The sequence below is a fragment of the Microbulbifer sp. JSM ZJ756 genome, from assembly GCF_044383805.1.
Classification (GTDB): Bacteria; Pseudomonadota; Gammaproteobacteria; order Pseudomonadales; family Cellvibrionaceae; genus Microbulbifer; species Microbulbifer zhoushanensis.
The window spans coordinates 136,234-159,534 of the sequence record NZ_JBISER010000004.1 but is presented as its reverse complement, the minus strand read 5'-3'; the positions used below and the strand labels follow the sequence as shown (position 1 = coordinate 159,534).

General features: G+C 58.9%; 17 protein-coding genes. 13 read left to right on the top strand and 4 right to left on the bottom strand.

Annotated features, from left to right (window positions below; all coding sequences use genetic code 11):
• The first annotated feature begins 164 nt into the window (after positions 1-164).
• The 9 genes from ACH6CX_RS08825 (at position 165) to ACH6CX_RS08785 (ending at position 15,901) form a co-directional block, all read left to right on the top strand.
• The gene (locus ACH6CX_RS08825; protein WP_396675318.1) at positions 165-2,372 is read left to right on the top strand and encodes a DPP IV N-terminal domain-containing protein; all 2,208 of its coding nucleotides are present in this window, start codon (positions 165-167) and stop codon (positions 2,370-2,372) included.
• A gap of 401 nt (positions 2,373-2,773) precedes the next feature.
• On the top strand, positions 2,774-5,962 hold the full coding sequence (locus ACH6CX_RS08820) for a two-component regulator propeller domain-containing protein (RefSeq protein WP_396675317.1): 3,189 nt from the start codon (positions 2,774-2,776) through the stop codon (positions 5,960-5,962).
• Between the two features lie 3 nt (positions 5,963-5,965).
• Positions 5,966-6,643 (top strand): response regulator transcription factor, encoded by a 678-nt coding sequence (locus ACH6CX_RS08815; protein ID WP_233006287.1) that lies wholly within the window; start codon positions 5,966-5,968, stop codon positions 6,641-6,643.
• Between the two features lie 221 nt (positions 6,644-6,864).
• The gene (locus ACH6CX_RS08810; protein WP_233006286.1) at positions 6,865-7,506 is read left to right on the top strand and encodes a hypothetical protein; all 642 of its coding nucleotides are present in this window, start codon (positions 6,865-6,867) and stop codon (positions 7,504-7,506) included.
• Complete coding sequence (locus tag ACH6CX_RS08805) at positions 7,506-9,947, top strand: matrixin family metalloprotease (RefSeq protein ID WP_396675316.1); 2,442 nt, start codon at positions 7,506-7,508, stop codon at positions 9,945-9,947. The genes ACH6CX_RS08810 and ACH6CX_RS08805 overlap by 1 nt, the downstream gene beginning before the upstream one ends.
• A 585-nt stretch (positions 9,948-10,532) precedes the next feature.
• Positions 10,533-11,174, top strand: coding sequence for a hypothetical protein (locus ACH6CX_RS08800; RefSeq protein WP_396675315.1), 642 nt, complete (start codon positions 10,533-10,535; stop codon positions 11,172-11,174).
• Positions 11,174-13,618: a matrixin family metalloprotease gene (locus ACH6CX_RS08795; protein WP_396675314.1), complete on the top strand. Its 2,445-nt coding sequence runs from the start codon at positions 11,174-11,176 to the stop codon at positions 13,616-13,618. The genes ACH6CX_RS08800 and ACH6CX_RS08795 overlap by 1 nt, the downstream gene beginning before the upstream one ends.
• A 209-nt stretch (positions 13,619-13,827) precedes the next feature.
• On the top strand, positions 13,828-15,222 hold the full coding sequence (locus ACH6CX_RS08790; RefSeq protein WP_233006282.1) for a selenium-binding family protein: 1,395 nt from the start codon (positions 13,828-13,830) through the stop codon (positions 15,220-15,222).
• A 19-nt stretch (positions 15,223-15,241) separates the two neighbouring features.
• Positions 15,242-15,901: a hypothetical protein gene (locus ACH6CX_RS08785; RefSeq protein ID WP_334078651.1), complete on the top strand. Its 660-nt coding sequence runs from the start codon at positions 15,242-15,244 to the stop codon at positions 15,899-15,901.
• Positions 15,902-15,929: 28 nt separating this feature from the next.
• Here ACH6CX_RS08785 and ACH6CX_RS08780 read toward each other — a convergent pair whose 3' ends face one another.
• Both ACH6CX_RS08780 and ACH6CX_RS08775 read right to left on the bottom strand, forming a co-directional pair.
• Positions 15,930-16,532, bottom strand: a complete 603-nt coding sequence (locus ACH6CX_RS08780) for a glutathione S-transferase family protein (RefSeq protein WP_233006280.1) — start codon at positions 16,530-16,532, stop codon at positions 15,930-15,932.
• A 139-nt stretch (positions 16,533-16,671) separates the two neighbouring features.
• Positions 16,672-16,923 (bottom strand): YdcH family protein, encoded by a 252-nt coding sequence (locus ACH6CX_RS08775; protein ID WP_233006279.1) that lies wholly within the window; start codon positions 16,921-16,923, stop codon positions 16,672-16,674.
• 166 nt (positions 16,924-17,089) lie between these two features.
• Between ACH6CX_RS08775 and ACH6CX_RS08770 the strand changes: the two genes are divergently transcribed.
• On the top strand, positions 17,090-19,228 hold the full coding sequence (locus ACH6CX_RS08770; RefSeq protein WP_396675313.1) for a TonB-dependent siderophore receptor: 2,139 nt from the start codon (positions 17,090-17,092) through the stop codon (positions 19,226-19,228).
• Positions 19,229-19,315: 87 nt separating this feature from the next.
• Positions 19,316-20,452 (top strand): PepSY domain-containing protein, encoded by a 1,137-nt coding sequence (locus tag ACH6CX_RS08765; protein WP_237062638.1) that lies wholly within the window; start codon positions 19,316-19,318, stop codon positions 20,450-20,452.
• Here ACH6CX_RS08765 and ACH6CX_RS08760 read toward each other — a convergent pair.
• Positions 20,433-20,696, bottom strand: a complete 264-nt coding sequence (locus ACH6CX_RS08760) for a YdcH family protein (RefSeq protein WP_237062636.1) — start codon at positions 20,694-20,696, stop codon at positions 20,433-20,435. The genes ACH6CX_RS08765 and ACH6CX_RS08760 overlap by 20 nt on opposite strands.
• 501 nt (positions 20,697-21,197) lie before the next feature.
• On the opposite strand from ACH6CX_RS08760, the gene ACH6CX_RS08755 reads away from it, so the two are divergent.
• Complete coding sequence (locus ACH6CX_RS08755) at positions 21,198-21,854, top strand: cupin domain-containing protein (RefSeq protein WP_396675312.1); 657 nt, start codon at positions 21,198-21,200, stop codon at positions 21,852-21,854.
• Positions 21,855-21,896: 42 nt separating this feature from the next.
• Here the strand turns inward: ACH6CX_RS08755 and ACH6CX_RS08750 are convergent, their stop codons facing one another.
• Complete coding sequence (locus ACH6CX_RS08750; protein WP_237062632.1) at positions 21,897-22,562, bottom strand: TetR/AcrR family transcriptional regulator; 666 nt, start codon at positions 22,560-22,562, stop codon at positions 21,897-21,899.
• Between the two features lie 148 nt (positions 22,563-22,710).
• Here ACH6CX_RS08750 and ACH6CX_RS08745 point away from each other — a divergent pair, with 148 nt between their 5' ends.
• Positions 22,711-23,094 carry a hypothetical protein gene (locus ACH6CX_RS08745; protein ID WP_233006273.1) on the top strand — a complete coding sequence of 128 codons (384 nt, stop codon included), beginning with the start codon at positions 22,711-22,713 and terminating at the stop codon, positions 23,092-23,094.
• Positions 23,095-23,301 lie beyond the last annotated feature (207 nt).

Genomic DNA, 23,301 nt, shown 5'->3' with positions numbered 1-23,301 from the left:
CGGAATCTGTGGTGTGCGATGCGGAGCCTTGAGGGGACGCCTGGCCCGGGATGTCGAGGCTCCCCTCGCGGACGCCTTTCAGTAGTTGGGACTTCCGTTTAGAATCCTTTGCATATGAGATTCTGCCTCAACGTGAAAGAGGCAATCGGGAGCCCCATAAGACTATGAAGAAACAGATTTTGTTGCTGCTTGGCTGCCTTTCGGCCGGGTATTCATCCGCTGAGCCGCTTTCGATCGAGAGAATCTTCTCCGATCCCGCCCTGGACGGATCCGCGCCGCGCGCACTGAAGTATTCTCCCGATGGTAGTCGAGTCACTTTCCTGAAGGGACGTGAGGACGATTACAACCGCTACGACCTGTGGGAATACAACCTGCAGGCCGGGAAAACGCGGATGCTGGTCGACTCAGATACGCTGCATCGTGGTGAGGAAGTCCTGTCGGATGAGGAAAAGGCCCGGCGCGAGCGCCAGCGCATCTATGGCAGCGGCATCATGGAGTACACATGGTCCCGGAAAGGGGACTCTCTTCTCTTCCCGCTGGCAGGTGATGTTTTTTATTATGACTTGGCCCGCAAGTCCGCCCGTCGCCTGACCGAGACCGAGGCTTTCGAGACCGATGTACGGGTCTCACCCCAGGGACGTTTTGTTTCCTTTATTCGTGACCAGGACATCTTTATTGTCGATCTGGAGACAGGCCGTGAGCGCCAGCTGACACGGGATGGCGAGGGCCCGGTCAAGAATGGCATGGCGGAATTTGTCGCCCAGGAAGAAATGGATCGCATGACCGGCTACTGGTGGTCGCCTGATGACCGGCATATCGCCTTCCTGCAGGTGGACGAGTCCCCGGTGGATGAGGTTACTCGCAGCGAGATCTATGCAGACCGCATCGATATGATCCAGCAGCGCTATCCCGCAGCCGGTCGCCCCAATGTACTGGTCAAACTGGGAGTGCTGGATGTCAGCAGTGGCGATATCCAGTGGGTCGACCTGGGCGAGAACAGGGATATTTATATTCCGCGGGTGGAGTGGGCGCGCGATGACCTGCTCAGCTATCAATGGCAGGATCGCAGCCAGCAGACGCTTGCCCTGCGCCTGGTGGATATCGGCTCCGGCAAGACGCGTACCCTGCTCGAAGAAAAGAGCGAGACCTGGGTCAACCTGCACGACGACCTGAAATTCCTGCAGGATAGTGACCGTTTTGTCTGGTCCTCCGAGCGCGACGGCTTCCGCCACCTGTACCTGTACAACCTGGACGGGGAGCTGCTGCGCCAGCTCACCCGGGGCGCCTGGTCAGTGGACGCGCTCGAGGCCGTGGATGAGGACAGCGGCAGGGTTTACTTCACCGGTCGTAAAGACACACCGCTGGAGCGCCACTTGTACCGGACCGGGCTTAAGGCTGACTCGCCGATAGAGCGGCTGTCTTCCCGCGCTGGTATGCACAGCGTCACCTTTGCCCGGGATGCCTCGGGTTATATCGACAAGTTCTCCAATATCACCACACCGTCTCAGGTGAGCCTGCACAATTCCGAGGGCCGGCAGGTAACCTGGCTCGAGGAAAATGCGGTGGAGAAAGGACACCCGTTGTATCCGTATATGGAAGACTGGATCGAGCCCGAATTCGGCACTATTGACGCACCGCAGGGCCACCAGCTGTTTTATCGCCTGTATAAGCCGGCGGGATTCGACCCGAAGAAGAAGTACCCGGTAATGGTATACCAGTATGGTGGACCGCATGCCCAGGTGGTCACCAATAGCTGGGACCGACTGTTCAACCAGTATATGGCCCAGCAGGGTTACGTGGTGTTCTCCGTCGATAACCGGGGCTCCGCCAATCGCGGTACCGAGTTTGAAAACCCAATTCACAAGGCGATGGGGTCGGTGGAGGTCGAGGACCAGGTCACCGGGGTGGAATTCCTGCGCTCGCTGCCATATGTCAGTGCAGATCGAATCGGCGTGTTCGGGCATAGCTACGGCGGTTATATGACCCTGATGAATATGTTCAAGGCCGGCGATTATTTCCAGGCAGGGGTCTCGGGGGCACCGGTCACCGACTGGGGGCTTTACGACACCCACTACACCGAGCGTTACATGGGGAATCCCAACAGCGATGCAGGAGCCTATAAGGCATCCTCGGTTTTTCCCTATGTCGATGGCCTCAAGGGTGACCTGCTGATCTACCATGGCATGGCGGACGACAATGTGCTGTTCACCAATACCACTAAACTGATCAAGCTGCTGCAGGATCAGGGCAAGCAGTTTGAGCTGATGACCTACCCGGGCAAGAAGCACAGCCTGCGCGGCAAGCAGACCCGGGTTCACCAGTACACCATGATCCGGGAATTCTTTGATCGCCACTTGAAAGCTGGTGGTTGAAGGCGGAAGTGGCGCAAGGGAGGAATCCGGGCGCCCCTTTTCTTTCACGCATGCTTCCCTTTGCAGATATAAAGCCGGGCACCGCCCGGTTTTTTTATGCCTGGCGAGCTGTCCGCGCTGTTGGGTTGAGAAGAGGTGGGAAAAAATTCTACCTGGCTCCTTATATCGGATTCTTATTCTGCCCTGATGGCCCGGGAATTGGCATGAGCGTGACTAAAAATTCATAAAAGTTTTATTGTTATATCGTTCTGGTAGTACTGCATTAAATTTGGTTATATTCCGTAGATTCCAAACTTCCTCCCGCCTCCCTATCGGGCGCGGGCAGCGTCCTGGCCGGGACCTGCAGGGCTCCGGCGGGCGGGGGAGGTCGTCCAGATCAAGAATAAAACCATGGAACTACGATGACAGGCAGGGCTACCAGGCTACTGCTGGCTGCAGTGTGTTTATTGCTTTCTTTCCCCCTGATGGCGCGGCAGCCCGTGGAGTTCCAGCCCCTGGGCGTCGCCCACGGGCTGGATGTGAAGGTGGTATCGTCCGTCATTGTGGACCGTGGCGGCCTTCTCTGGGCCGGCACCCGTGAAGGGGTTTTTCGTTACGACGGTTACCAGGCCAGGGCACTGCCAGTGGGCCAGGGTGATGCGGGGAGCCTTCCCGACAGCGACATCCGCTCCCTGTATGAGGACAGGCACGGCCATATCTGGGTGGCCAGTAACACTGCGGGGCTCAGCCGTTATGATCCGCAGACGGACAGCTTTCGCCATTTCCGGCACAAGACCGGTGACCCCCATAGCCTCAGTCACGAAAGTGTCTACGGCATGGCAGAAGACGCCAGCGGTCACCTGTGGATCGGCAGCCAGATCGGCCTGAACCGGCTGGACCCCGCCACCGGCATTGTCGAGCGCTTCTTCCACGATCCTGAGGATCCCCGTTCGCTCGCCCACGATTACGTCTATAGCGTGCATGCTGACCGCGCTGGGGACATCTGGGTTGCCACCTTAGGCGGTGGCATCAGTATCCGGCGCGCGGGCCGAGAGGGTTTCGATCATATTGACTTGTCCGACCGGCTGGGAGGCCCGTCCGCGGTCAATGATGTATTCGGGTTGGCCGAGGCGAGCGATGGCTCGATGTACGCGGCAACACGCAATGGGCTGGTGTTTATCAGCCCCGGGGCCGGCGAGGTCAGGCGCATACCGATAGCGCCGGAAAGCAGTGTGGAGGATGTGGTTACCGACCTGGCCTGGGGACCGCGGGGGCGCCTCTGGATGACAACCATGGCCTCCGGGGTACTGGTTTACGATCCTGAAACCGGTGAGATATATCCGGCTAACCCGGCGTCCCCTGGCCAGCCGGGACAGCTACCGCCCCTGCCCCAGTTGAGCCTGGTCATTAGTGGCCAGCGTATTTTTGTCGGTACCTGGGGCAGTGGGGTCTACCTCGCACGGTTGCCTGAAGAGCATTTCGGTTTCCTGAACGCGGATTCCGAGTCGAGCCAACTTCGCAACCGCAATGTCACCGCAGTCTTTGCCGATGGTGACCAGCGTCCGTGGGTGGGTAGCTTTGGTGGTGGACCACAGCCCTTTTCCCCGGGCCGGCAGCGGGCGGAGCAGCTCCACGATGCACCGGAGTTACTGGCACGTGACGGGGTGATTGCCATTACCCGGAGGCACAATGGCGAGCTGGTGGCGGGAACCAATAATGGCCTGTGGTTTCTTTCAGCCGATGGTGAGTCCGCCCAACTGGTCACTGCGGATTCCGGTCGTGGACTGGGGCAGGGATATGTCACCAGCCTGGCCGAGGACGGCCGGGGTGCACTTTGGGTAGGTGTCGGGGGTAGTGGCCTGTTCCGGCTCGCTACGAAGAGCGAGCAGTTTGCGGCCTTTACCCATGACCCGGAGCGGCAGGATTCCCTCAGCGGCAACTATATTTCCGGACTGCTGGAGGTGGGTAAAAACCTGCTCCTGGTTGGTACCCGTTCGAGCGGGCTCAATCTGTGCCAGGTGAATGAATGGTCCTGCCAGCGTTTTACCGTGTCTGATGGCCTGGGGCACCACAATGTCACCGGGATGTATCTCGCGGCAACCGGCGATATCTGGGTGGGTACGAATGGCGGTGGCCTGCATCAGTTTATCCTGTCCGCGGCCGGCCAGCTGCAATTGCAGCGCCGCTGGACCGAGCGGGATGGCCTGCTGAGTGACAATGTGGTGGGCATTGTCGAGGACGACGATGGTTCGCTCTGGATCAGTTCCCGGGAGGGGCTGACACGGCTGCAACCTGCCTCTGGTGCTTTGATCAACCACGTTGCCGAGAGTGGTTTACCGATTACGCATTTTAACGTCCGCGCCGCCGCGCGGGATGCGGATTACCTGTACTTTGGTGGGCTCGGGGGCGTTGTGATGATTCCCTCCGGCACCCCGATGCGGGAGCGGGAACCCAGCGCTGTCAGGATGGTTGAGCTGACCCAGCCCGATGGCCAGGGCGGACTCGATATACAGCCGGCCACCGCACTGAGCAAATATTCGATCGACTGGGGACAAATGTTCTCGGTCTCGTATGCTGTACTGGATTATGCGCGCGGCAGGCACGAGTACCAGTATCGCCTGAGTGAAGAAGCCGACTGGCAGTCCCTCGGCGACCGGCATTTCGTCACCCTGCTGGAGCTGTCGCCCGGCGCTCACCGTCTCAGGATTCGCGGGCGGGACGTCTTTGGCAACTGGAGCGTTTCCCCGGCCCTGGAGCTCGAGGTCATTCCGCCAATCTGGATGACTGCGGAATTTCGCGTCGGTGGTATTTTCCTGTTGCTCATCGGGACCTGGGGCTGGCACCGGCACCGGGTCCGCGGTCTGCGGCGCCGCAATCGCCAGCTGGAGCAGCTGCAACAGGACAAGGACCACGCACTGCAAACAGTGCGGGAGAGTCGTGAGGAGCTATCCCAGGCGCACTCGGGCCTGCGCAACCTGACCCGCAGATTGCAGACTGCCAAGGAAGAACAGCGGCAGGAGATTTCCCGGGAGCTGCACGATGAATTGGGGCAGACCCTTACGGCGACCAAGATCAGCCTGCAGCGGGTAAAGGGCGCCGCCGACCCGCGAGATCAGCAGGGGCTACTCGGCGCTTCCCTCACCATGATCGACAATATGATTGCCCAGGTGCGGAATATCTCCCTGAGCCTGCGGCCGCCGTTGCTCGATGAGGCCGGGCTGGTTGAGGCTTTGCGTGTACACCTTGATTCAGTGAGCGACCGCGCCGGGATACAGATCGAACTGCGGACAGACAGTGAGCTGTCCTGGATTACCGGGGAGTTCCGTACCACCATTTTCCGGCTGGTCCAGGAGGCTGTGAGTAATATCATCCGGCATGCGGGTGCCAGTCGCGTTGACGTCAGGCTGCGGCACGACGGGCAATGCCTGACCGTGGAAATCGAGGACGACGGTTGCGGGTTTGAGCCCCTGGAGGTCTGGACCCGGGCCCGCCGTGGTGAACACCTGGGCCTGCTGGGCATGCTCGAGCGGGTACATGGCGTAGGTGGCGAGATGAATTTTGATTCCAGTCCCGGCGCTGGCTGCCGGGTCACTGCAACAATACCGGGCTGACATATGCAAAAACACCCATTCCCTAACGATAACGCCCGGCGCATCCTGCTGGTGGATGACCACAGTTTGCTGCGTGCGGGTATGCGAGCCCTGCTCGACGATATGACCGGTATCGCGGTGATCGGTGAAAGTGGCGATGGCCTGGAAGCCCTTGAGATGATCCGGAAGGATCCCCCGGATGCGGTTCTCCTGGATGTCTCCCTGCCGGGCATGAACGGGCTCGAGGTGGCTGCACACCTCAGCCAGCACTATCCGGATGTGCGAATCCTGATCCTGTCCATGCATTCGGGTGCAGAGTATGTCGCCCGCGCCCTGAATGCCGGCGCACAGGGTTATTTGTTGAAGGACTCGGCATTCGATGAGCTGGCCGAGGCCCTGAAAGCCCTGTTCGCCGGGCGGGATTACCTATGCGCTGCTATCGATCGCGCCGTGGTGGAGCGTTTTGTCGCCACCGGCGGTGATGCCATTTCTGCTGCGGAGGTGCTGACTCCCCGCCAGCGACAGATCCTGCAGCTGATCGCGGAAGGCCGCGGTCCACGGGAAATTGCCGACAGCCTGAATGTCAGCGTCAAAACGGTGGAGGCCCACCGCGCCCAGCTGATGGACCGGCTGGGTATTCACAATGTGCCGGGCCTGGTGCGGTTTGCCATTCGCACCGGCCTGGTCAACCCCGAGCCCTGAAGCGGATCCGCATTGTTACGGTGCCGGTAACACTGTTATGTGAAGATAGTGCACCACTGGCACACACCTGAGTGAGCAAAAATGTGAATTCAATCACGTGAGCCCCAATATCGGGGAAACCCCGATACACCGCCTTCCAGCCTCTCCTTAACGTGGAATTGTCCCTGGTCGGGACCCATACAGCCCGGCCGCGATGTATACAATAATGAGAGGAAATCAACGTGTTAGGTAAAATCCAACGGTGCCGCAAGCCCCTTGCCGCACTGCTCGCCACACTCGTGGTTACCCTGGTTGCACCGGTAGCCAGCGCCATGAAACTCAAGACCCAGAATCTCACCCAGCTGATCACCAGCTCCGAGGCCATTGTTGCCGGCACCGTGAAAAGTGTGACTGACGGTATCGATGCCGCGGGTATTCCCTATACCGAAGTCACCATCCAGGTGGGTAGCGATGCGAAGGGCCAGATAAAGGAAGGCAGCGAATACACCTTCCGCCAGTTTGGCCTGCTGGAGCCGCGCACCATGGCCAACGGCCACAAGCTGCTGGCAATTTCCCCGGAAGGTTTCCCCCGCTGGAGCGAAGGCGAATACGTAATTGCCTTCATGCACGAAAAAGCCGGCCGCACCGGCCTGCAGACCACCGCCGGCATGGCCCAGGGCAAGTTCAGTGTGATGAACGGAAAGCTGAACAACCAGTTCAATAATGCCGGTCTGTTCGAGGGTGTGGAAATCAACCAGCAACTGCTGAGCTCGGAGCAGCAGAGCATGCTGACTACTCCCGGCGCCGTGGATGCCACCCAGTTCATGGACCTGGTTGGTCGCGCGGTTTCTGAAAACTGGATTGGTACAGGGGAGATGAAGTAATGAAACTGAACAAGCTTACTCTCGCCATTGGCCTGACCGTGGCTGCTGTGTCGGCACAGGCCGCCGGTCCCCTGTACACCACCGATGGGGAAAATCCGCAACCGCTCAAGTGGGACACCAGCAAGGGCCCCATCCCGGTCTACACCGATGGAGGTGAGGCCTTTACCGTGGGCTACGATGGCTCGACATTCCTCAGCATCGACCGTGCCAATGAAATCACGGCCCACGCCTTTGCGAACTGGAGCGACGTGCCCACCTCCACTTTCTCCGCCGAGATTGCCGGCACCATCGAGGAAAAGCTGGGCATTGCCGACGTGACCGGCGAGACCGCCACCGAAATTTACACCAAAGAAAACGGCTACGGCTTCTGGGTCCTGTACGACACTGACGGCTCCATCCTGGAAGACTTCTTCGGCGTACCGAAAGAAGCGGTATTGGGCATTGCTTTCCCCGAGTGGACCGATGGCAACGGCACCATCATCGAGGCGACTGCGGTAATGAACGGCTGGAATGTCTGGGACACCGATACTGAGGGCAACAACGTGGCCGGTGTGTTTACTCACGAATTCGGCCATGCGATCAATCTGTCCCACACTCAGGTTAATGGCCAGCTCGCATACCAGAGCTATACCTACAGCCCCAACTACCCGGGCGTGGCAGGCTGCGACGTGGAGCCGATCCATCGCTGGGATTATCCAGAGGCGTTTGGGGCCAATAATGCCAGCCCGGACATCATCGAGACGATGTTCCCGTTTATTAACCACAGTGGCCGGGCGGGGGCCGAGCAGAGCACTATCGAGCACCCGGATGATGTCGCGGCTATTTCCAATCTGTACCCGAGCGCCGATTACGCCTCCACCACCGGCTCCATTACCGGCGTGCTGCGCCTCAAGGATGGCAAGACCGAGTACAGCGGTATCAACGTCATCGCCCGTAATGTGGACAACCCGCTCTACGATGCGGTTTCCGACATGACCGGTTCGGCCACCCAGGGCAAGGTGGGCCCCGACGGCCGCTTCAGCATCCGTAACCTGACTCCGGGCGAGGAATACGTACTGTATCTCGAGCAGATCGACTCGGGTGGCTACCCGACCATGCGCACTCGCCTGCTGTCCCAGGCCGAGTACTGGAACGCGTCAGAAAGCAGCGATCCCCTGGTAGACAACGCCTGTGACGCGACCCCGATCCAGGCGGAAGCCGGTGTGACCAAGGAGGCCGATTTCTATTTCAACGGCTTTGACAAGGGCGTGCAGGTGACCCCGCTGGTTCAGGCCTTTGTGATGGATATGGCCAAGGGTGGCAAGCGCGCTGCCGGCGTCGCGGGCAGAACGGCATTCATGTGGGACGAGAAAAAGGGCTTCAAGGTCCTGCCGCCGGAATTCGTGCCGGCCAACGGTGCCCTGAACCGCAATGGCCAGAAGATGCTGGTACAGAAAGACTTTACTGGCAACGGTATCCAGGAAGCCGCTATCTGGTCTGAAAACGGCGTCACGCCGCTGGGCGACCTGAACGACAACAGCTGCGGCGGTAGCTCAGTCACCGGTTCAACCGCTACCAGCGGCTGGGCGTTGGACGACAAGGGTGACACGGCTGTGGGCATTGCCTACAAGGATATTGATGGCGACGGCAATTGCCAGACCTCCTTCAGTGGTGAGATTGTACCCTTTATCTGGGACAAGACCGGTGGCATGCGCGAGCTGGACACCGACGGCATCGACTGGGATCGCACCCAGTTTATCCGTGCCCATGGTATCTCGGGCAATGGCGAAGTAGTGCTGGGCTCGAATACGCATTTCAAGGCAGTTGCCTGGGTGAATGATGGTGCCATGATCGACTTGCACGGTGCTTTCGGGGCCTACGAGGCCTATGCCAGCAGCTACGACGGCAGCAAGGTGGCGCTCGCAACCAGAGACGGAGTGCAGCTCTGGAACCCGGCCAAAGGCACCGGTGTGGATGCCCTCACCAATATTGGCTCCCTGCGCTGGTGTGAGGATATGCCGTTCTACTACTTCGGTTACAACTACTGCCAGTTACTGACCGAGGAGGAGATCACTGAGGCGGCAGGCCCAATCCCGCTGACTGTCTTCGACATGAGCGATGACGGCAGTGTCGCCATCGGTCGCGCCGGCAACTGGCGTATGGGGCTTGCCGGCGGTATGTGGGTCGAGGGCATTGGCTGGATGCACTTCGCCGACTTCCTGAAGAAACAGGGCGTGGTTGAGATGGACCAGTTGCCACTCGATAACCCGCTCTCCATCAGCGCCTCCGGTACTGAAATTATCGGTGGCCTTGCGGGCATCTCCTTCTCCTGGAAGGTCGACCTGGACCAGGTATATGTTTGCGAAAACGGTGTCTCTGAGCAGGTCGGTTTCCCCGGTGGGCTGCGTGAGGCAGTTGCCGGTGGTGCGGAAGTTGGCCGCTGTGAGTTCCTGGAACAATAATAACTATTCCTCTCTTTGATTTAGCGGGGCTTTGCCCCGCTTTTTTGCTTTTTTTAGCTTTGTCCCTGTGAGTTCGGGGAGACTGTCAATTTAGGGGATTCCCCTATGTATTGTCTCGACTGAACGCCGTAACCTTATAACCGTATTTGGATCAACCGATCTGAATCGGCTGAAGGTAGTTCACGATCAAAAACTGGGTGGGCAGGGCCTGCGGTACCCCAAGGCTGCATCAGGGCACCATGTCTCCTGAAAAAAATTGATCGATGTGAATATACAGTTCAGTGATTCCCTTGAGGCATTGATGGCGGGGCTTGTCCCCGCCTTTTTTTTGCCTGGTGCAACTGTCCCCTCCTCGCCGTCGGTTTCCTGCATATGCCGTTGATGGCCAGTAATGTGCCTGAAGGGGCTCGCTTTAATGAAAGACGCGACAATTCTGCGGTGTAGTATGCAGGCGTTTCATGATGGGCTTCCCGTATAGGGGGATATAGGGGATTCCCCTATACAGGCCCGGAATCCATATTTTTATTGTCGATTGATCCAGGTTGTCTGCTGGAGATGTGTCCAATTTAAAATAAGGAATCAAATATGATTGGGAAACTCCAACAGTGTCGCAAGCCAATTGCTGCACTGATCGCCATGCTTGTGGTGACGCTGGTTGCGCCGGTAGCCAGTGCCATGAAGCTTAAAACCCAGAACCTGACCCAGTTGATAACCAGTTCTGAATCAATTGTTGCCGGCACTGTCATGAGCGTTTCTGACGGTATTGATGCGGCGGGCATTCCCTATACCGAAGTTACGATCCAGGTCGGCAGTGATGCCAAGGGCAAAGTGAAAGAGGGCAGTGAATACACCTTCCGGCAGTTCGGCCTCCTCGAGCCGCACACCGCAGCCAATGGCCACAAGATGCTGGCGATTTCTCCCGAGGGTTTTCCGCGCTGGAATGAGGGCGAATATGTGATCGCCTTTATGCATGAAAAGGCCGGTCGCACCGGACTGCAGACGACGGCTGGCATGGCGCAGGGTAAGTTCAGTGTCATGAACGGCAAGTTGAGCAACCAGTTCAATAATGCAGGCCTGTTTGAGGATGTGGAAATCAACCAGCAGCTCCTGAGCCCGGAGCAGCAGAGCATGCTGACCACCGCCGGTGCCGTGGATGCCGGCCAGTTTATTGACCTGGTGGGTCGGGCGGTTTCGGAAAACTGGATTGGCAAGGGAGACATGAAATAATGAAACTTAACAACCTGACCCTCGCCGTCGGCCTGGCAGTTGCCGCTACTTCTGTGCACGCGGCCGGTCCGCTTTATACGACGGATGGGCAAAACCCCCAGCCACTGAAATGGGATACCAGTAAGGGACCTATCCCGGTATATACCGATGGTGGTGAAGCGTTTACCTTCGACTACGATGCAGAAACCCCGTTTATTACCATCGACCGGGCCAACGAAATTACTGCGCATGCGTTCAGGAACTGGAGTGACGTGCCGACATCCACCTTCGCCGCAGAAATTACCGGGACCATCGAGCAGATGGCCGGTATTGATGACGTTACCGGTGAAAATGCGGCAGAAATCTATACCAAAGAAAACGGCTATGGTTTCTGGGTGCTGTACGATACCGATGGCTCCATCCTGGAGGATTTTTTCGGGGTGCCTAAGGAAGCGGTGCTCGGCATTGCGTTCCCTGAATGGACAGATGGCAATGGCACTATCATTGAGGCCACCGCGGTAATGAACGGCTGGAATGTCTGGGACACGGACGTCGATGGCAATAATGTTGCTGGTGTCTTTACCCATGAATTCGGCCATGCGATCAACCTGTCCCACTCGCAGGTTAATGGCCAGCTGGCATACCAGAGCTATACCTACAGCCCCAACTACCCCGGGGTCCCGGGATGCGATGTCGATCCTGTGCATCGCTGGGATTATCCCGCTTACGCGAATGCGAACAACGCGGACCCGGCAATCATCGAGACCATGTTCCCGTTTATCAACCACAGTGGCCGCGCCGGTGCCGAGCAGAGCACTATCGAGCACCCGGACGACGTGGCGGCGATTTCGAACATTTACCCGACAGCTGATTACGCTTCAAGCACGGGCACCATCAGCGGTGTGTTGCGCCTGAAGGATGGTAAGACCGAGTACAGTGGTATCAACGTGATTGCCCGCAATGTCGACAATCCGCTGTTTGATGCGGTATCCGATATGACTGGTTCCGCCACCCAGGGCAAGGTGGGCCCGGATGGCCGGTTCACCATCCGCAACCTGACCCCGGGGCAGGAATATGTCCTGTACCTGGAACAAATCAATAGCGGTGGCTACCCGACCGCACGTACCAGGCTGCTGTCCCAGCAGGAGTACTGGAACGAGTCAGAAGGTACCGACCCGCTCCAGGATGCGGCCTGTGACGCGACCCCGATAGTCGCGGAAGCCGGTGTCACCCGTGAAGCGGATTTCTACTTCAACGGTTACCAGAAAGGTGTCCAGGTGACCCCGATTGTATCGGCCTTTGTGCTGGATATGGCCAAGAACGGTAAGAAGGGTGCGGGCCTGGCGGGCCAGACAGCTTTCCTGTGGGATGAGGATAAAGGCTTCAAGGTCCTGCCCGCGGATATTGTCCCGGCCAACGGCGCCCTGGACCGCAACGGCCAGAAGATGCTGGTACAGAAGGACTTTACCGGTAATGGCATCCAGGAAGCAGCCATCTGGTCGGAGCAGGGGATTACCCGTCTCGGTGACCTGAACGGCAACAGCTGTGGTGGTGGCTCCCAGACCGGCGTGGCAGCGGTCAGCGGTTGGGCCATGGATGACAAGGGGGAAACCGCGGTGGGGCTCGCCTACAAGGACGTCGACGGAGATGGCTTCTGCCAGCGCTCATTCACCGGTGAAATCGTGCCCTTTATCTGGGACAGGAAGGGCGGCATGCGCGAGCTGGATACCTCCAGTATCGACTGGGGCAGGACCCAGTTTATCCGCGCACAGGGTATCTCCGGTAATGGTGAAGTGGTCCTGGGCCTCGACAGCCATCAGCGTGCCGTGGCCTGGGTAAACGACGGCCCGATCATCAAGCTGCACGATGCGTTTGGTGCACGGGATGCGTACGCATCCAGTTATGACGGCCGCAGGGTTGCCCTGACAACTGCTGATGGTGTGAAGCTATGGGATGCAAGCAAGGGAACCAGCCCGGACGCAGTGACCAATATCGGCTCCCTGCGCTGGTGCGAGGATATGCCGTTCTACTTCTTCGGGCTGAACTACTGTGACGTGCTGAGCGAGGAGGAGATCACCGACGCTGTGGGGCCGGTGCCGCTAAGCGTTTCTGATATGAGCGATGACGGCCGTGTCGCCATCGGTCGTGCAGGAAGCTTTCGTATGGGCCTGGCAGGCGGGCTCTGGGTCGAGGGAATTGGCTGGATGCAGCTCGCTGACTTCCTGAGGAAGCAGGGCGTAGTGGAAATGGATTCCCTGCCGATGAACAACCCGATTTCCATCAGCGCCTCTGGCACTGAAATCATGGGTGGCCTGGCCGGCATACAGTTTTCCTGGAAAATCGATCTGGACCAGGCCTACGTCTGTAACAGTGGCGTTTCCCAGCAGGTTGGTTTCCCCGGCGGGCTCCGTGAGGCGGTGGCCGCGGGTGCCGAAGTGGGCCGCTGCGAGTTTATAGACCAATAACAACCGCTATATTTTCCCTACACCAGGGCGGGGCTTTGCCCCGCCTTTTTTTATTCTGGCGCGGTCTTTTACGGGTCTGTCCCTGCCATTGAAAATAAAGTGCCAGAAGGCGCCTGTCGGCGAGAAGTTGGCCTCTGGGGGCGCGCTGAATTCCTATACTGCAGTCCTCGCAGTTTTCCATACGGATGACAATAAAGAGGAAATGCAGCATGGCGCTCTGGAAACCCGATCCCTCCTTCTACCCCTCCGCCAAAATGGCGATGCAGGCGCCACCGGAACGGCACGCCTACGTGGCGGCGCTGAATACCGGCCGCAACGACCAGCCAGATGGCATCCGGGTGGTGGACCTGGACCCGCACTCGTCCAGTTATGGCGAGGTGGTGCACGCCCTGGACCTGCCGCACCTGGATGATGAGCTGCACCACTTCGGCTGGAATGCCTGCAGCTCCGCCCTGTGTCCCTACGCACCGCATCCGCACCTGGAGCGGCGCTACCTGGTGGTGCCGGGAATTCGAAGTTCCCGCCTGTATATCATCGATACCAAACCCGACCCCCGCCGGCCACGGATCACCAAGGTGATCGAGCCGGAGGAAATGATGGCCAAGTCTGGTTACAGCCGGCCCCATACCGTGCACTGTGGCCCGGACGCCATTTATGTCAGTGCCATGGGGTCCGCCAACGGTGATGAGGGCCCGGGTGGTATTTTCCTGCTGGACCATTTCAGCTTCGAGGTGATTGGCCCCTGGGAGCTCGATCGTGGTGACCAGTCGCTGGCCTACGATTTCTGGTGGCACCTGGCACAGGACGTCATGGTGACCAGCGAGTGGGGCACGCCGCGCCAGTTCGAGAACGGGCTGGTACCCGAGGAACTGCTGGGACAGAAGTACGGCCACCGTATTCACTTCTGGGACCTGCGCAAACGCAAGCTCAGCCAGACCATTGACCTGGGCAAGCAGCACCAGATGGTGCTGGAGTTACGCCCCGCGCACGATCCCCGCAAGACCTATGGTTTCGCCGGGGTGGTGGTGAGCACCGAGGACCTGTCCGCATCCATCTGGCTCTGGCACCAGAAAGGCGGCACCTGGCAAATGGACAAGGTGATCACCATCCCGCCGGAACCCGCCGATGCGGATGACCTGCCCCCCGCCCTGAAGGACTTCGGTGCCGTTCCCCCACTGGTGAGCGATATTGACCTGTCCCTGGATGACCGCTTCCTGTATGTCTCCTGCTGGGGGACCGGCGAGCTGCACCAGTATGATGTCTCTGATCCCTTCAAACCGAAGCTGGCCGGCAAGGTGGCTATTGGCGGTATCGTCAACAAGGCCCCGCACCCGAAGTCCGCGGACCCTCTCCTGGGCGGGCCGCAGATGGTGGAGATCAGCCGTGACGGTCGACGGGTCTACTTCACCAATTCCCTTTACAGCACCTGGGACGACCAGTTTTACCCGGACCGGATGGGCGGCTGGATGGTGAAGGTGGATGTAGACCCCGATGGTGGCATCCAGCTGGACCCGGACTTCTTTGTGGATTTCGGGGAAACCCGGGTGCACCAGGTGCGGCTGGAGGGCGGGGACGCCTCCACCGATTCATTCTGCTACCCCTGATGATCGCGTGGTACAGGACATGTTAGGGCCACTGGGGCCCTGGCTGGCAATGCTCGGGTTCGGTGCCTTTCACGGCCTCAACCCGGGGATGGGCTGGCTATTTGCCCTGTCGCTGGGCCTGCAGCAGCAGCGCGAGCGGGTGATCTGGCTGTCACTCCTGCCCATTGCTGCCGGTCACGCCCTGGCGATCTGCCTGGCAGTGGTGCTGGTGCTGCTGGGGTTGCAGGTAGTCTCGCTGACGGCACTGCAGTGGATCACTGCCGGGGTGCTGTTGCTCTTTGGCCTCTACAAACTGTTCAATTATTACCGTCACCCACGCTGGGTGGGAATGAAGGTCGGGGCCCGCGACCTGTTCCTGTGGTCTTTCCTGATGGCCACAGCCCATGGTGCCGGGCTGATGGTAGTGCCGGCACTTTTGGGGGTGGCCGGAAGTATGGAGGGTGCCCATGCAGGCCATGCGGGTCATGCTGGAGATGGAACCTCCGGCGGGCTGGTGATGCTGGGAGCGGTGGCGCTGCACACTGGTGCGATGTTGCTGGTGATGGGGGCGACGGCGTGGATTGTCTACCGCAGGTTCGGGCTCGCCATCCTGCGCCAACGCTGGGTTAACTTCGATCTTATCTGGGCGGTGGCATTGCTGGTGGCGGCGGTGATCGCTGCGCTGATGGCCTGGAGCTGAGACCGGGGCAGGGCAAGGCCGGTTGTGCTCAGTCCCGCAGCAGGGTGTCCGCAAACGATGGGCGCGCTTCCAGTTGTTCGGATAGGCGGGCCAGCCGGGGAAAGTCGGCCCGCCAGGAAATATCCGGGTGCCGGAAATCCAGGTAGGCCAGTGCTGAACCGAGGCTGATATGGGTCATGGACAGTGCTCCGGGTAGCGTATCGCAGCGCTGTTCCAGCCAGTGCAGGGTGCGGCCCGCCGCATGACTGTAACGATCCCACCAGAAGTCCGAGCGCAATCCCTGTTGGGCGCGGGCATCCTCTACCCGGCGCAGGACCAGGGTATCCATCAACCCCTGGCAGACGCTGTGCAATGTCTGCAGCTGCCAGTCCTCCCCGGATGGCAGGCTCAATCGTCCATCTCCTTCCCCGCGATCCAGGTAGTCACAGATCACCTGGCTGTCCATGATCGATGCGCCACTATCCAGCAGCAGGCAGGGCACTTTGCCGAGCGGGTTGCTGGCGATAAATTCCGGCGGGTTATCAAAAGGGTGGGCCACCTGCTCGCTGACGCGAGACTGTAGTGATTGCTCACGCACAACGATGCGTGTCGCCCGCGCATAGGGCGAAGCATGGGTAATGAAAAGCTTCATGGTCAGTCTGTCCGGTTACTCAGCAGGTCCCTGCAGGTGTGCGCGAGATGGGAAACGCGCACCCTGTGGCAGGCTTCCAGTGTGACGAACAGACTGGCGGTAATCCAGTCGTGATTCAGGGCCGGTGGCCGGCGCTCACTCAGATATGGATATCTTTGTCAGTAATGCGCCGGTAGAGCCGGTCTTTCATGTGGGCGCGCTGGATCTTGAGTTCGTTGAAGTGCTGGTCGCTGGTAGCGACGCCCCTTTCCTCCAGGCCCCGTATCTGTTTATCCAGCTTGTGGTAGGTATCGCTCTGGGTCTTGAAGTCAAGGTCCACCTCGTTGAGCCGGCGGATGGTCCGGGAATGCTCGGGGAAGTCTGCTTCCAGGGTATGGGGGGCAATGGCCATTGGTCGACTCCTGGCTAATTTTTGATCTGCCACAGGAATAATTGTAGTTGCATTGGGTGACAGTGACCGCTCTCAAGTAAAGCTAAATGATAATGGTTTGCAAAAGCGTTTACCCCCTATTATGATGCCGGCCGTAACAACAGGGACACGATAAGGGGAATAGATTGTGAGCACTGATCAGCCTTTGGGTTCGCGCCGCACACTGCTGGCCGCGGCCCTCATAGCGATGAATAGCGCCGCGGCCAGCGGCGCCTGGGCCCAGGAAACCGCGCAATCGCAGGACACTGCGAAAACTGCGCTGGAGCAGGTGGAGGTGACCGGTGAAGAGGAGGATTCGTACCTGCCGGGGGAAATGGATACCGCCACAGGTCTGGGCCTGTCCGGGCTGGAAACGCCACAATCGGTTTCCCTGATCAGCCGGGCAGTGCTGGATGATTTTGCCATCGACAGCCTCAACGAGGCGCTTGAGACTACCCCCGGCATTATGGTGGAAAGCGTCGAAACCGACCGCACCTACTACACCGCCCGTGGATTTGATATCACCAACTTCCAGTTGGATGGTGTCGGGGTGCCGGCTACCTACGGTAACCAGAATGGTGAGATCGATACTGCCATTTACGAACGAATCGAGGTTGTGCGTGGCGCAAGTGGCCTGATGTCCGGCGCCGGCAACCCCTCCGCCACTATCAATATGGTGCGCAAGCGCCCGCTCGACGAACTGCGCATGGCATTCAGCGGCACGGCCGGCTCCTGGGACAAGCGCCGGGTCGACGCGGATATCAGTGCCCCACTCACTGACTCCCTGCGGGGCCGCTTTGTCGCCGCCACCGAGAGCCGCGACTCCTACCTGGATCGCTATGGCATCGACAAGAATGTCGCCTATGGCGTGCTCGAGCAGGACCTGGGTGCCAGCACCCGGCTCACTGGCGGTATCAGCCACCAGGAAAGCCGGGCCAACAGCCCTCTGTGGGGCGCCTTGCCGCTGCATTACACCGATGGTTCACTCACCGATTACGACGAGTCTGCCAGCACTTCGGCGGACTGGTCCTGGTGGGACACTGTGGACACCAGTGCCTTTGTCGAGCTGCAGCACGAATTCAGCAATGGCTGGCAGGCCAGGGCTTACTACACCCATTCAGAAATCGAGGGAGCCAGCGAGCTGTTTTACATGTACAGCCTGCCCGACCCGGTCAACGAAGTGGGGCTGGTCGGGTATGCGAGCGAGTACAACCTGGACGAACAGCAGGACCTCTTCGACCTGCGCCTTAGCGGAAGCTTTACCCTTGCCGGTCGCGAGCACGACGTCGTGTTCGGTTACAACCGGGCCGAAGGCAGTGTGGAGGACAGCTCCCTCTACGACTACACCAATGGCTTCCCGATGGTCGGGGATTTCACCCGGTGGGAAGGAAAAACCCCGGTGAAGCCGGTGTTTACCGACGGCCTGAATGGTAGCGACTGGACCGACGAGCAACAGTCGGTGTATGCCGCAACCCGCCTGAAGTTGACTGAAGCACTGTCACTGATCACCGGCGCCCGTGTGACCGACTGGGACAGTGCGGGTGAGAGTTATGGCGAGGATCACGGTACCAGTGCATCAGGCGAGGTGTTGCCTTACGCCGGGCTGGTCTACACCTTTGCTGACCGGTTCTCTGTGTATGCCAGCCACACAGAAACCTTCATGCCGCAACGGGAGATGGGGGCGGACAAGAATCGCCTGGCTCCGGCCGAGGGTAGCAATGATGAGTTTGGCCTCAAGGGTGAATTCCTTGATGGGCGAGTGAATGCCTCCCTGGCGGTGTTTCGTGCCGAGCACGAAAACGTTGCTGAATCGGCTTACTTCGATACCGAGTTGGGCGCACAGGTTTACGAAGGACGCGACTATGAGAGCCAGGGCTATGAGCTGGAACTGGTCGGCGAAGTAGCACCGGGACTGCACGCTTCCCTGGGCTGGACTGAGCTTGAGATCGAGAACCAGGAAGGGCAGGGGACGCGGAAATTTGTACCCGAGCGTGTACTGCGGGCCTATGCGAATTACCGCCTGCCGACACTGGAGCAGCTGAAGATCGGTGGCGGTATCAACTGGCAGGACGATATCGAGCGTATCACTAACTACGGTGTCACCGTGAAGCAGGATGCCTATGCCACAGTGAATGCGTTTGCCCGTTATTCAGTGAGCGATAACCTGACGGTTTCACTGAATGGCAACAACCTGACTGATGAGAAGTATCTCAACAGCCTCTACTGGGACCAGGCATTCTATGCTGCACCGCGCAACTTCAGCGCTTCTGTCAGCTGGGTGTACTGATAAACCGCAGTATTCCTGAAGTCCGGGATTCAGTCATGGGCGACGGCGCAGGCCGTCGCCCTTCTGTATTTTCAAGGCAGGCAAGGCATGAACAAGATCCTGTTTAAACTCCATAGCTGGATGGCACTGGTTGCGGTGATTCCGCTTCTGGTGATTTGCGTTACCGGTAGCATCCTGGTCTTCAAGCACGAAATTGATACCTTGCTGATGGAGGATCGGGTGCGTGTGGATACGGGCGGGCAGGAGCGCCTGGGACTGGACCACTTGCGCCAGTCCCTGGATGGGCAGTTACCGGATTACGAGGTTGTGGGCTGGGCGCTGTTCCAGGACCGCGGGCGTGCAGACCTTGTGTATGTGATGGAGCACGGCAGCAGCGAGTGGCGCTACGCATTGCTGGACCAGTACAGCGGCAGGGTCCTGGCGGAGCCGGTCGGGCTTACCCATAACCTCACCGACTGGCTACTGGACCTGCACTACACCCTGCTGATGGGGGACTGGGGGATGCTGGTCAGCAGTGTGTTTTCTATCCTGCTGTGCCTGCTCGGGATTACTGGTCTAGTGCTGTATCGCAAGTTCTGGAAGAAATTTTTTACCCTGCGCTGGAATGCGCGATTGATGGTTTACTTTTCCGACCTGCACAAGCTTACCGGAGTGATCGCCTCGCCGGTGCTGCTGATTCTCGGGTTCACGGGCGCCTGGTGGAACATCACCCATTTCGCCCACGAGATGGAGGAGCACGCCGATGGCCACGAGCACTACGTGATGGAGCAGCGCCTTTACAGCGACGAGATATCGCTGCAGGCCCTGCGTGAGGATACGGCGCGCCGGGTAGACGGTTTCGAGGCCACCTATATCACCCTGCCGTGGGAGCCGGGGGTCAATATTACCTTCTGGGGTGATGTGCCTACTGGTAACCCGCTGCTGAGCCAGTATGCCAGCAGCGTTACCTACGATGCCCGGCGCGGGGAGTTCATGGCCAGCGCGGATATCCGGGAGGCCGGCTTCGGGGCAAAGTTTGTCGACAGTTACCGCCGCCTGCACTTCGGGAATTTCGCCGGCCTGCCCAGTCGGGTACTCTGGTGCCTGTTGGGGCTGAGCCCGCTACTCCTTGCCGTCACCGGTCTCTACCTTTGGTTCAGGCGGCGGGAAAAGCGGCGCACCGCCCGGGCCAGGCGACGTGCCCTCCGGGCGGCCGGTGTTCCCCTCAGCCCGGTTCGGGGATAGTGCTGGATTCCACAATCTGCTGGTACAGGTGATCTTTCAGCTGTACCCGCTCTCTCTTCAGTGCGTAAAAGTTTTCGTCGTCCGTGGTTATCCCGGAAGCCTCCAGCCCACGTATCTTTTTATCCAGCTGGTGGTAATGCTCACTCTCCAGCTTGAACTCCAGGTCCTCCCGGTACAGCTGCCTGATCCGGTCTGCGTATTCGGGGAAATCGTGCTCGAGGGTGTGGGCTTCAATGAACGGCATATTGATCTCCTTTTTGCAGCCACCAGCCGGGCCGGGAATTGATAGGGTCCGGCGGCAGTTTATGTCGGTATCATGACCAGTTGGTTCCAAGTCGTGCCAGTGATGCGCGATTTGGTGCCAGTTTTTCTGCAGGCCCGCCCGATTGTCTACCTGGCGGGCGCGTTATTCAGCTTCAATTGCTTACCATGTAATCTGTGACTTGGGAAACCCTGCATAAGTTCATGGCCTCTTTGGCTTTCAGGCAGGTTTCCATTCAAGGCGCAGCCGCGTGGGCTGGTTGCCCCTCAAGCGGCTGCAACGTAGAGTGGAGGCCTGCCTGGGCGCCCCGGAGGGAGACCCTGAAGCGTGCATCTGCGGCGTTGCAGCACTTGCAAAGGGCTACGGCCATTTGCTGCGCGTTGCGTCTTGCATCTACACGCTTCAGGGGCTGCAGGGAGGCCATGGACTCGTTCAGGGGTTCCCAGTCGTCGTAAATATCCCGAATCTTCCCGAGAACATTCGATGAAACTGAATGCTGACTTCAGCCAGCGCGTGGTGATAAAGCCGGAAGACTATCAATGGGCGCCGTCACCGGCCGCGGGCGTGGAAAGGATGATGCTGGACCGTGTTGGCGATGAGGTGGCGCGGGCGACCTCGCTGGTGCGCTACGCGCCGGACAGCGAGTTTCCCGCCCATGAGCATAGTGGCGGCGAGGAAATACTGGTGCTGGAGGGGGAGTTCGCCGACGAGCACGGCACTTACCCCGCTGGCACCTATATCCGCAACCCCATCGGTTCCAGCCACAGTCCGCGCATCGGCAGTGACGGCTGCCTGATTTTCGTCAAACTGCACCAGTTTGACCCGGGGGACACGGTGCAGAAAGTCATTGATACCCGTGCCAGCGAGTGGTTCCCGGGGCTGGTGGAAGGCCTGGCGGTGATGCCCCTGCACGAGTTCCAGGGAGAGCGGGTGGCGCTGGTACGGTGGGCCCCCAATACCCGTTTTCAGCGCCACACCCACCCCGGCGGGGAGGAGATCCTGGTATTGGAGGGCACCTTTCAAGACGAGTTTGGTCGCTATCCGAGGGGAAGCTGGATCAGGAACCCCCACTTCAGCGATCACGCCCCGTTTACAGAAGCAGACGGGGCGCTGATCTACGTCAAGACCGGTCACCTGTGAAGTATGGGGGTGGCGGGGCTGTCCGGCTCGCGCTGCCAGCCCCTAAGCGACGCGTTTTTCCAGCAGCTCGCCAATATACATTTTCAGGTAGGCGATGGTGGCCCGCTTTGCTTCGCTGACCATTTCGTCAGTGATGCGCCCGTAAAGGGTGTAGGAAAGAGACCACAGGGTATCGCTGATGCTGATGGCGACCAGGAAGCGGCTGTTCCAGTCGTTGGAGTCCGGCAGCTGGAATTCCCGCATACAGGAATCGTAGAGGATCTGTGCCAGTCGCTGGTTGTTCGACAGGACCAGGTCGCGAATGGCCCAGCTTCCATCCGGTCCGAAGCGCAGCTTCTGCATGGATTCGTTGGACTGGTAATAGGACAGGGCTCTCTCGCAGACCAGGCATACCATCTCCTGCCAGCTGCTGAACTCGGTTTCTGCCGGCCGAAAAGCCCCTTCGTTAAAGCTGGTATCGAAGTAGCGCTCAGCCAGGGCAGTAATCGCTGCGTCTTTGCTGGGAAAGAAATGATAAATAGAAGCTGTGGGCACCCCGGCGGCATCGCTGAGGTCCGCAAGGGTGATTTCGCTGGCCTCTTTGGCGAAAAGCAGCGCTTCCAGGCTATCCAGTAATTTCTCGTATTTTTCCCGACCATTCCGTCGCTGCGGTCTGCGCGGCATCGCTATGCTGCGCTTGGTCTGGATCAGTTGATCAGTTTCGCTCAATTCCTTGCTCCAGTAGTTCACCTTCAGGCATCCGCTGCCCAACCGGCAGGTATATACCCACGGCAGTTACGCAGAGGAAACAGTGCGCAGGCGCGCCCGGAGTGCACCACGGGCTGTGGGGCTCTCGCGTCGCGAGCACTGGCTTCGAATGGATTCCGGTCAGCGATCAGCTGATGGCCGGATCCCCGGGCGCTCGCAACAGGCGTCGCCCTTCGGTGCTACTTTCTGGATGGAATTGGGGTTTTTTGTTGAGGCATTTAGTTTTAGCGTCCATTGCAATAACAATATTTTTTTAAGGTTTATCCCGTGTGATAACACAGTCGGGATTGTAGGTAGTGGATGCCATGGGCATGCCGCTACCGGTTTCGCTCTTGAGATTATTTTTCTTATATGGCCGCTGCTTATTCTTGTACTTATAGAACGGCTTTTATTATTAGATTATTTCAAGAGCCTGAATGGTATAAACTTTTGTTGGCGTTGGAAAGATCGCTATCATCCTTTTTTTGTGAGCAATGTGGCAGCAATTCAATGAATTTGATGTATGTCTCAAAAAATATATTTCCGGTCGCAAATACTTTATAAGCACCTGCTTAACTCGAACATTTATTCAGCTTGATAATGAACGCCAGCCTGCGGCTCCGGGAGTGCACGGGCATTCAGGCCGACCCTTCGGTAATTTCAATGATTTCAGTGATCGTGCCAGTGGGGCACAGAGCTTGTGCCTGAAAGGGAGCTGGTT

Excerpts from the sequence above, each read along its gene's own strand:
- ACH6CX_RS08745 (WP_233006273.1), top strand. The coding sequence starts at position 22,711 with ATGGATTCCGGTCAGCGATCAGCTGATGGCCGGATCCCCGGGCGCTCG.
- ACH6CX_RS08780 (WP_233006280.1), bottom strand. The coding sequence starts at position 16,532 with ATGAAGCTTTTCATTACCCATGCTTCGCCCTATGCGCGGGCGACACGC.
- ACH6CX_RS08825 (WP_396675318.1), top strand. The coding sequence starts at position 165 with ATGAAGAAACAGATTTTGTTGCTGCTTGGCTGCCTTTCGGCCGGGTAT.
- ACH6CX_RS08805 (WP_396675316.1), top strand. The coding sequence starts at position 7,506 with ATGAAACTGAACAAGCTTACTCTCGCCATTGGCCTGACCGTGGCTGCT.
- ACH6CX_RS08760 (WP_237062636.1), bottom strand. The coding sequence starts at position 20,696 with ATGCCGTTCATTGAAGCCCACACCCTCGAGCACGATTTCCCCGAATAC.
- ACH6CX_RS08765 (WP_237062638.1), top strand. The coding sequence starts at position 19,316 with ATGAACAAGATCCTGTTTAAACTCCATAGCTGGATGGCACTGGTTGCG.
- ACH6CX_RS08800 (WP_396675315.1), top strand. The coding sequence starts at position 10,533 with ATGATTGGGAAACTCCAACAGTGTCGCAAGCCAATTGCTGCACTGATC.
- ACH6CX_RS08785 (WP_334078651.1), top strand. The coding sequence starts at position 15,242 with ATGTTAGGGCCACTGGGGCCCTGGCTGGCAATGCTCGGGTTCGGTGCC.
- ACH6CX_RS08775 (WP_233006279.1), bottom strand. The coding sequence starts at position 16,923 with ATGGCCATTGCCCCCCATACCCTGGAAGCAGACTTCCCCGAGCATTCC.
- ACH6CX_RS08795 (WP_396675314.1), top strand. The coding sequence starts at position 11,174 with ATGAAACTTAACAACCTGACCCTCGCCGTCGGCCTGGCAGTTGCCGCT.
- ACH6CX_RS08755 (WP_396675312.1), top strand. The coding sequence starts at position 21,198 with ATGAAACTGAATGCTGACTTCAGCCAGCGCGTGGTGATAAAGCCGGAA.
- ACH6CX_RS08820 (WP_396675317.1), top strand. The coding sequence starts at position 2,774 with ATGACAGGCAGGGCTACCAGGCTACTGCTGGCTGCAGTGTGTTTATTG.
- ACH6CX_RS08815 (WP_233006287.1), top strand. The coding sequence starts at position 5,966 with ATGCAAAAACACCCATTCCCTAACGATAACGCCCGGCGCATCCTGCTG.
- ACH6CX_RS08790 (WP_233006282.1), top strand. The coding sequence starts at position 13,828 with ATGGCGCTCTGGAAACCCGATCCCTCCTTCTACCCCTCCGCCAAAATG.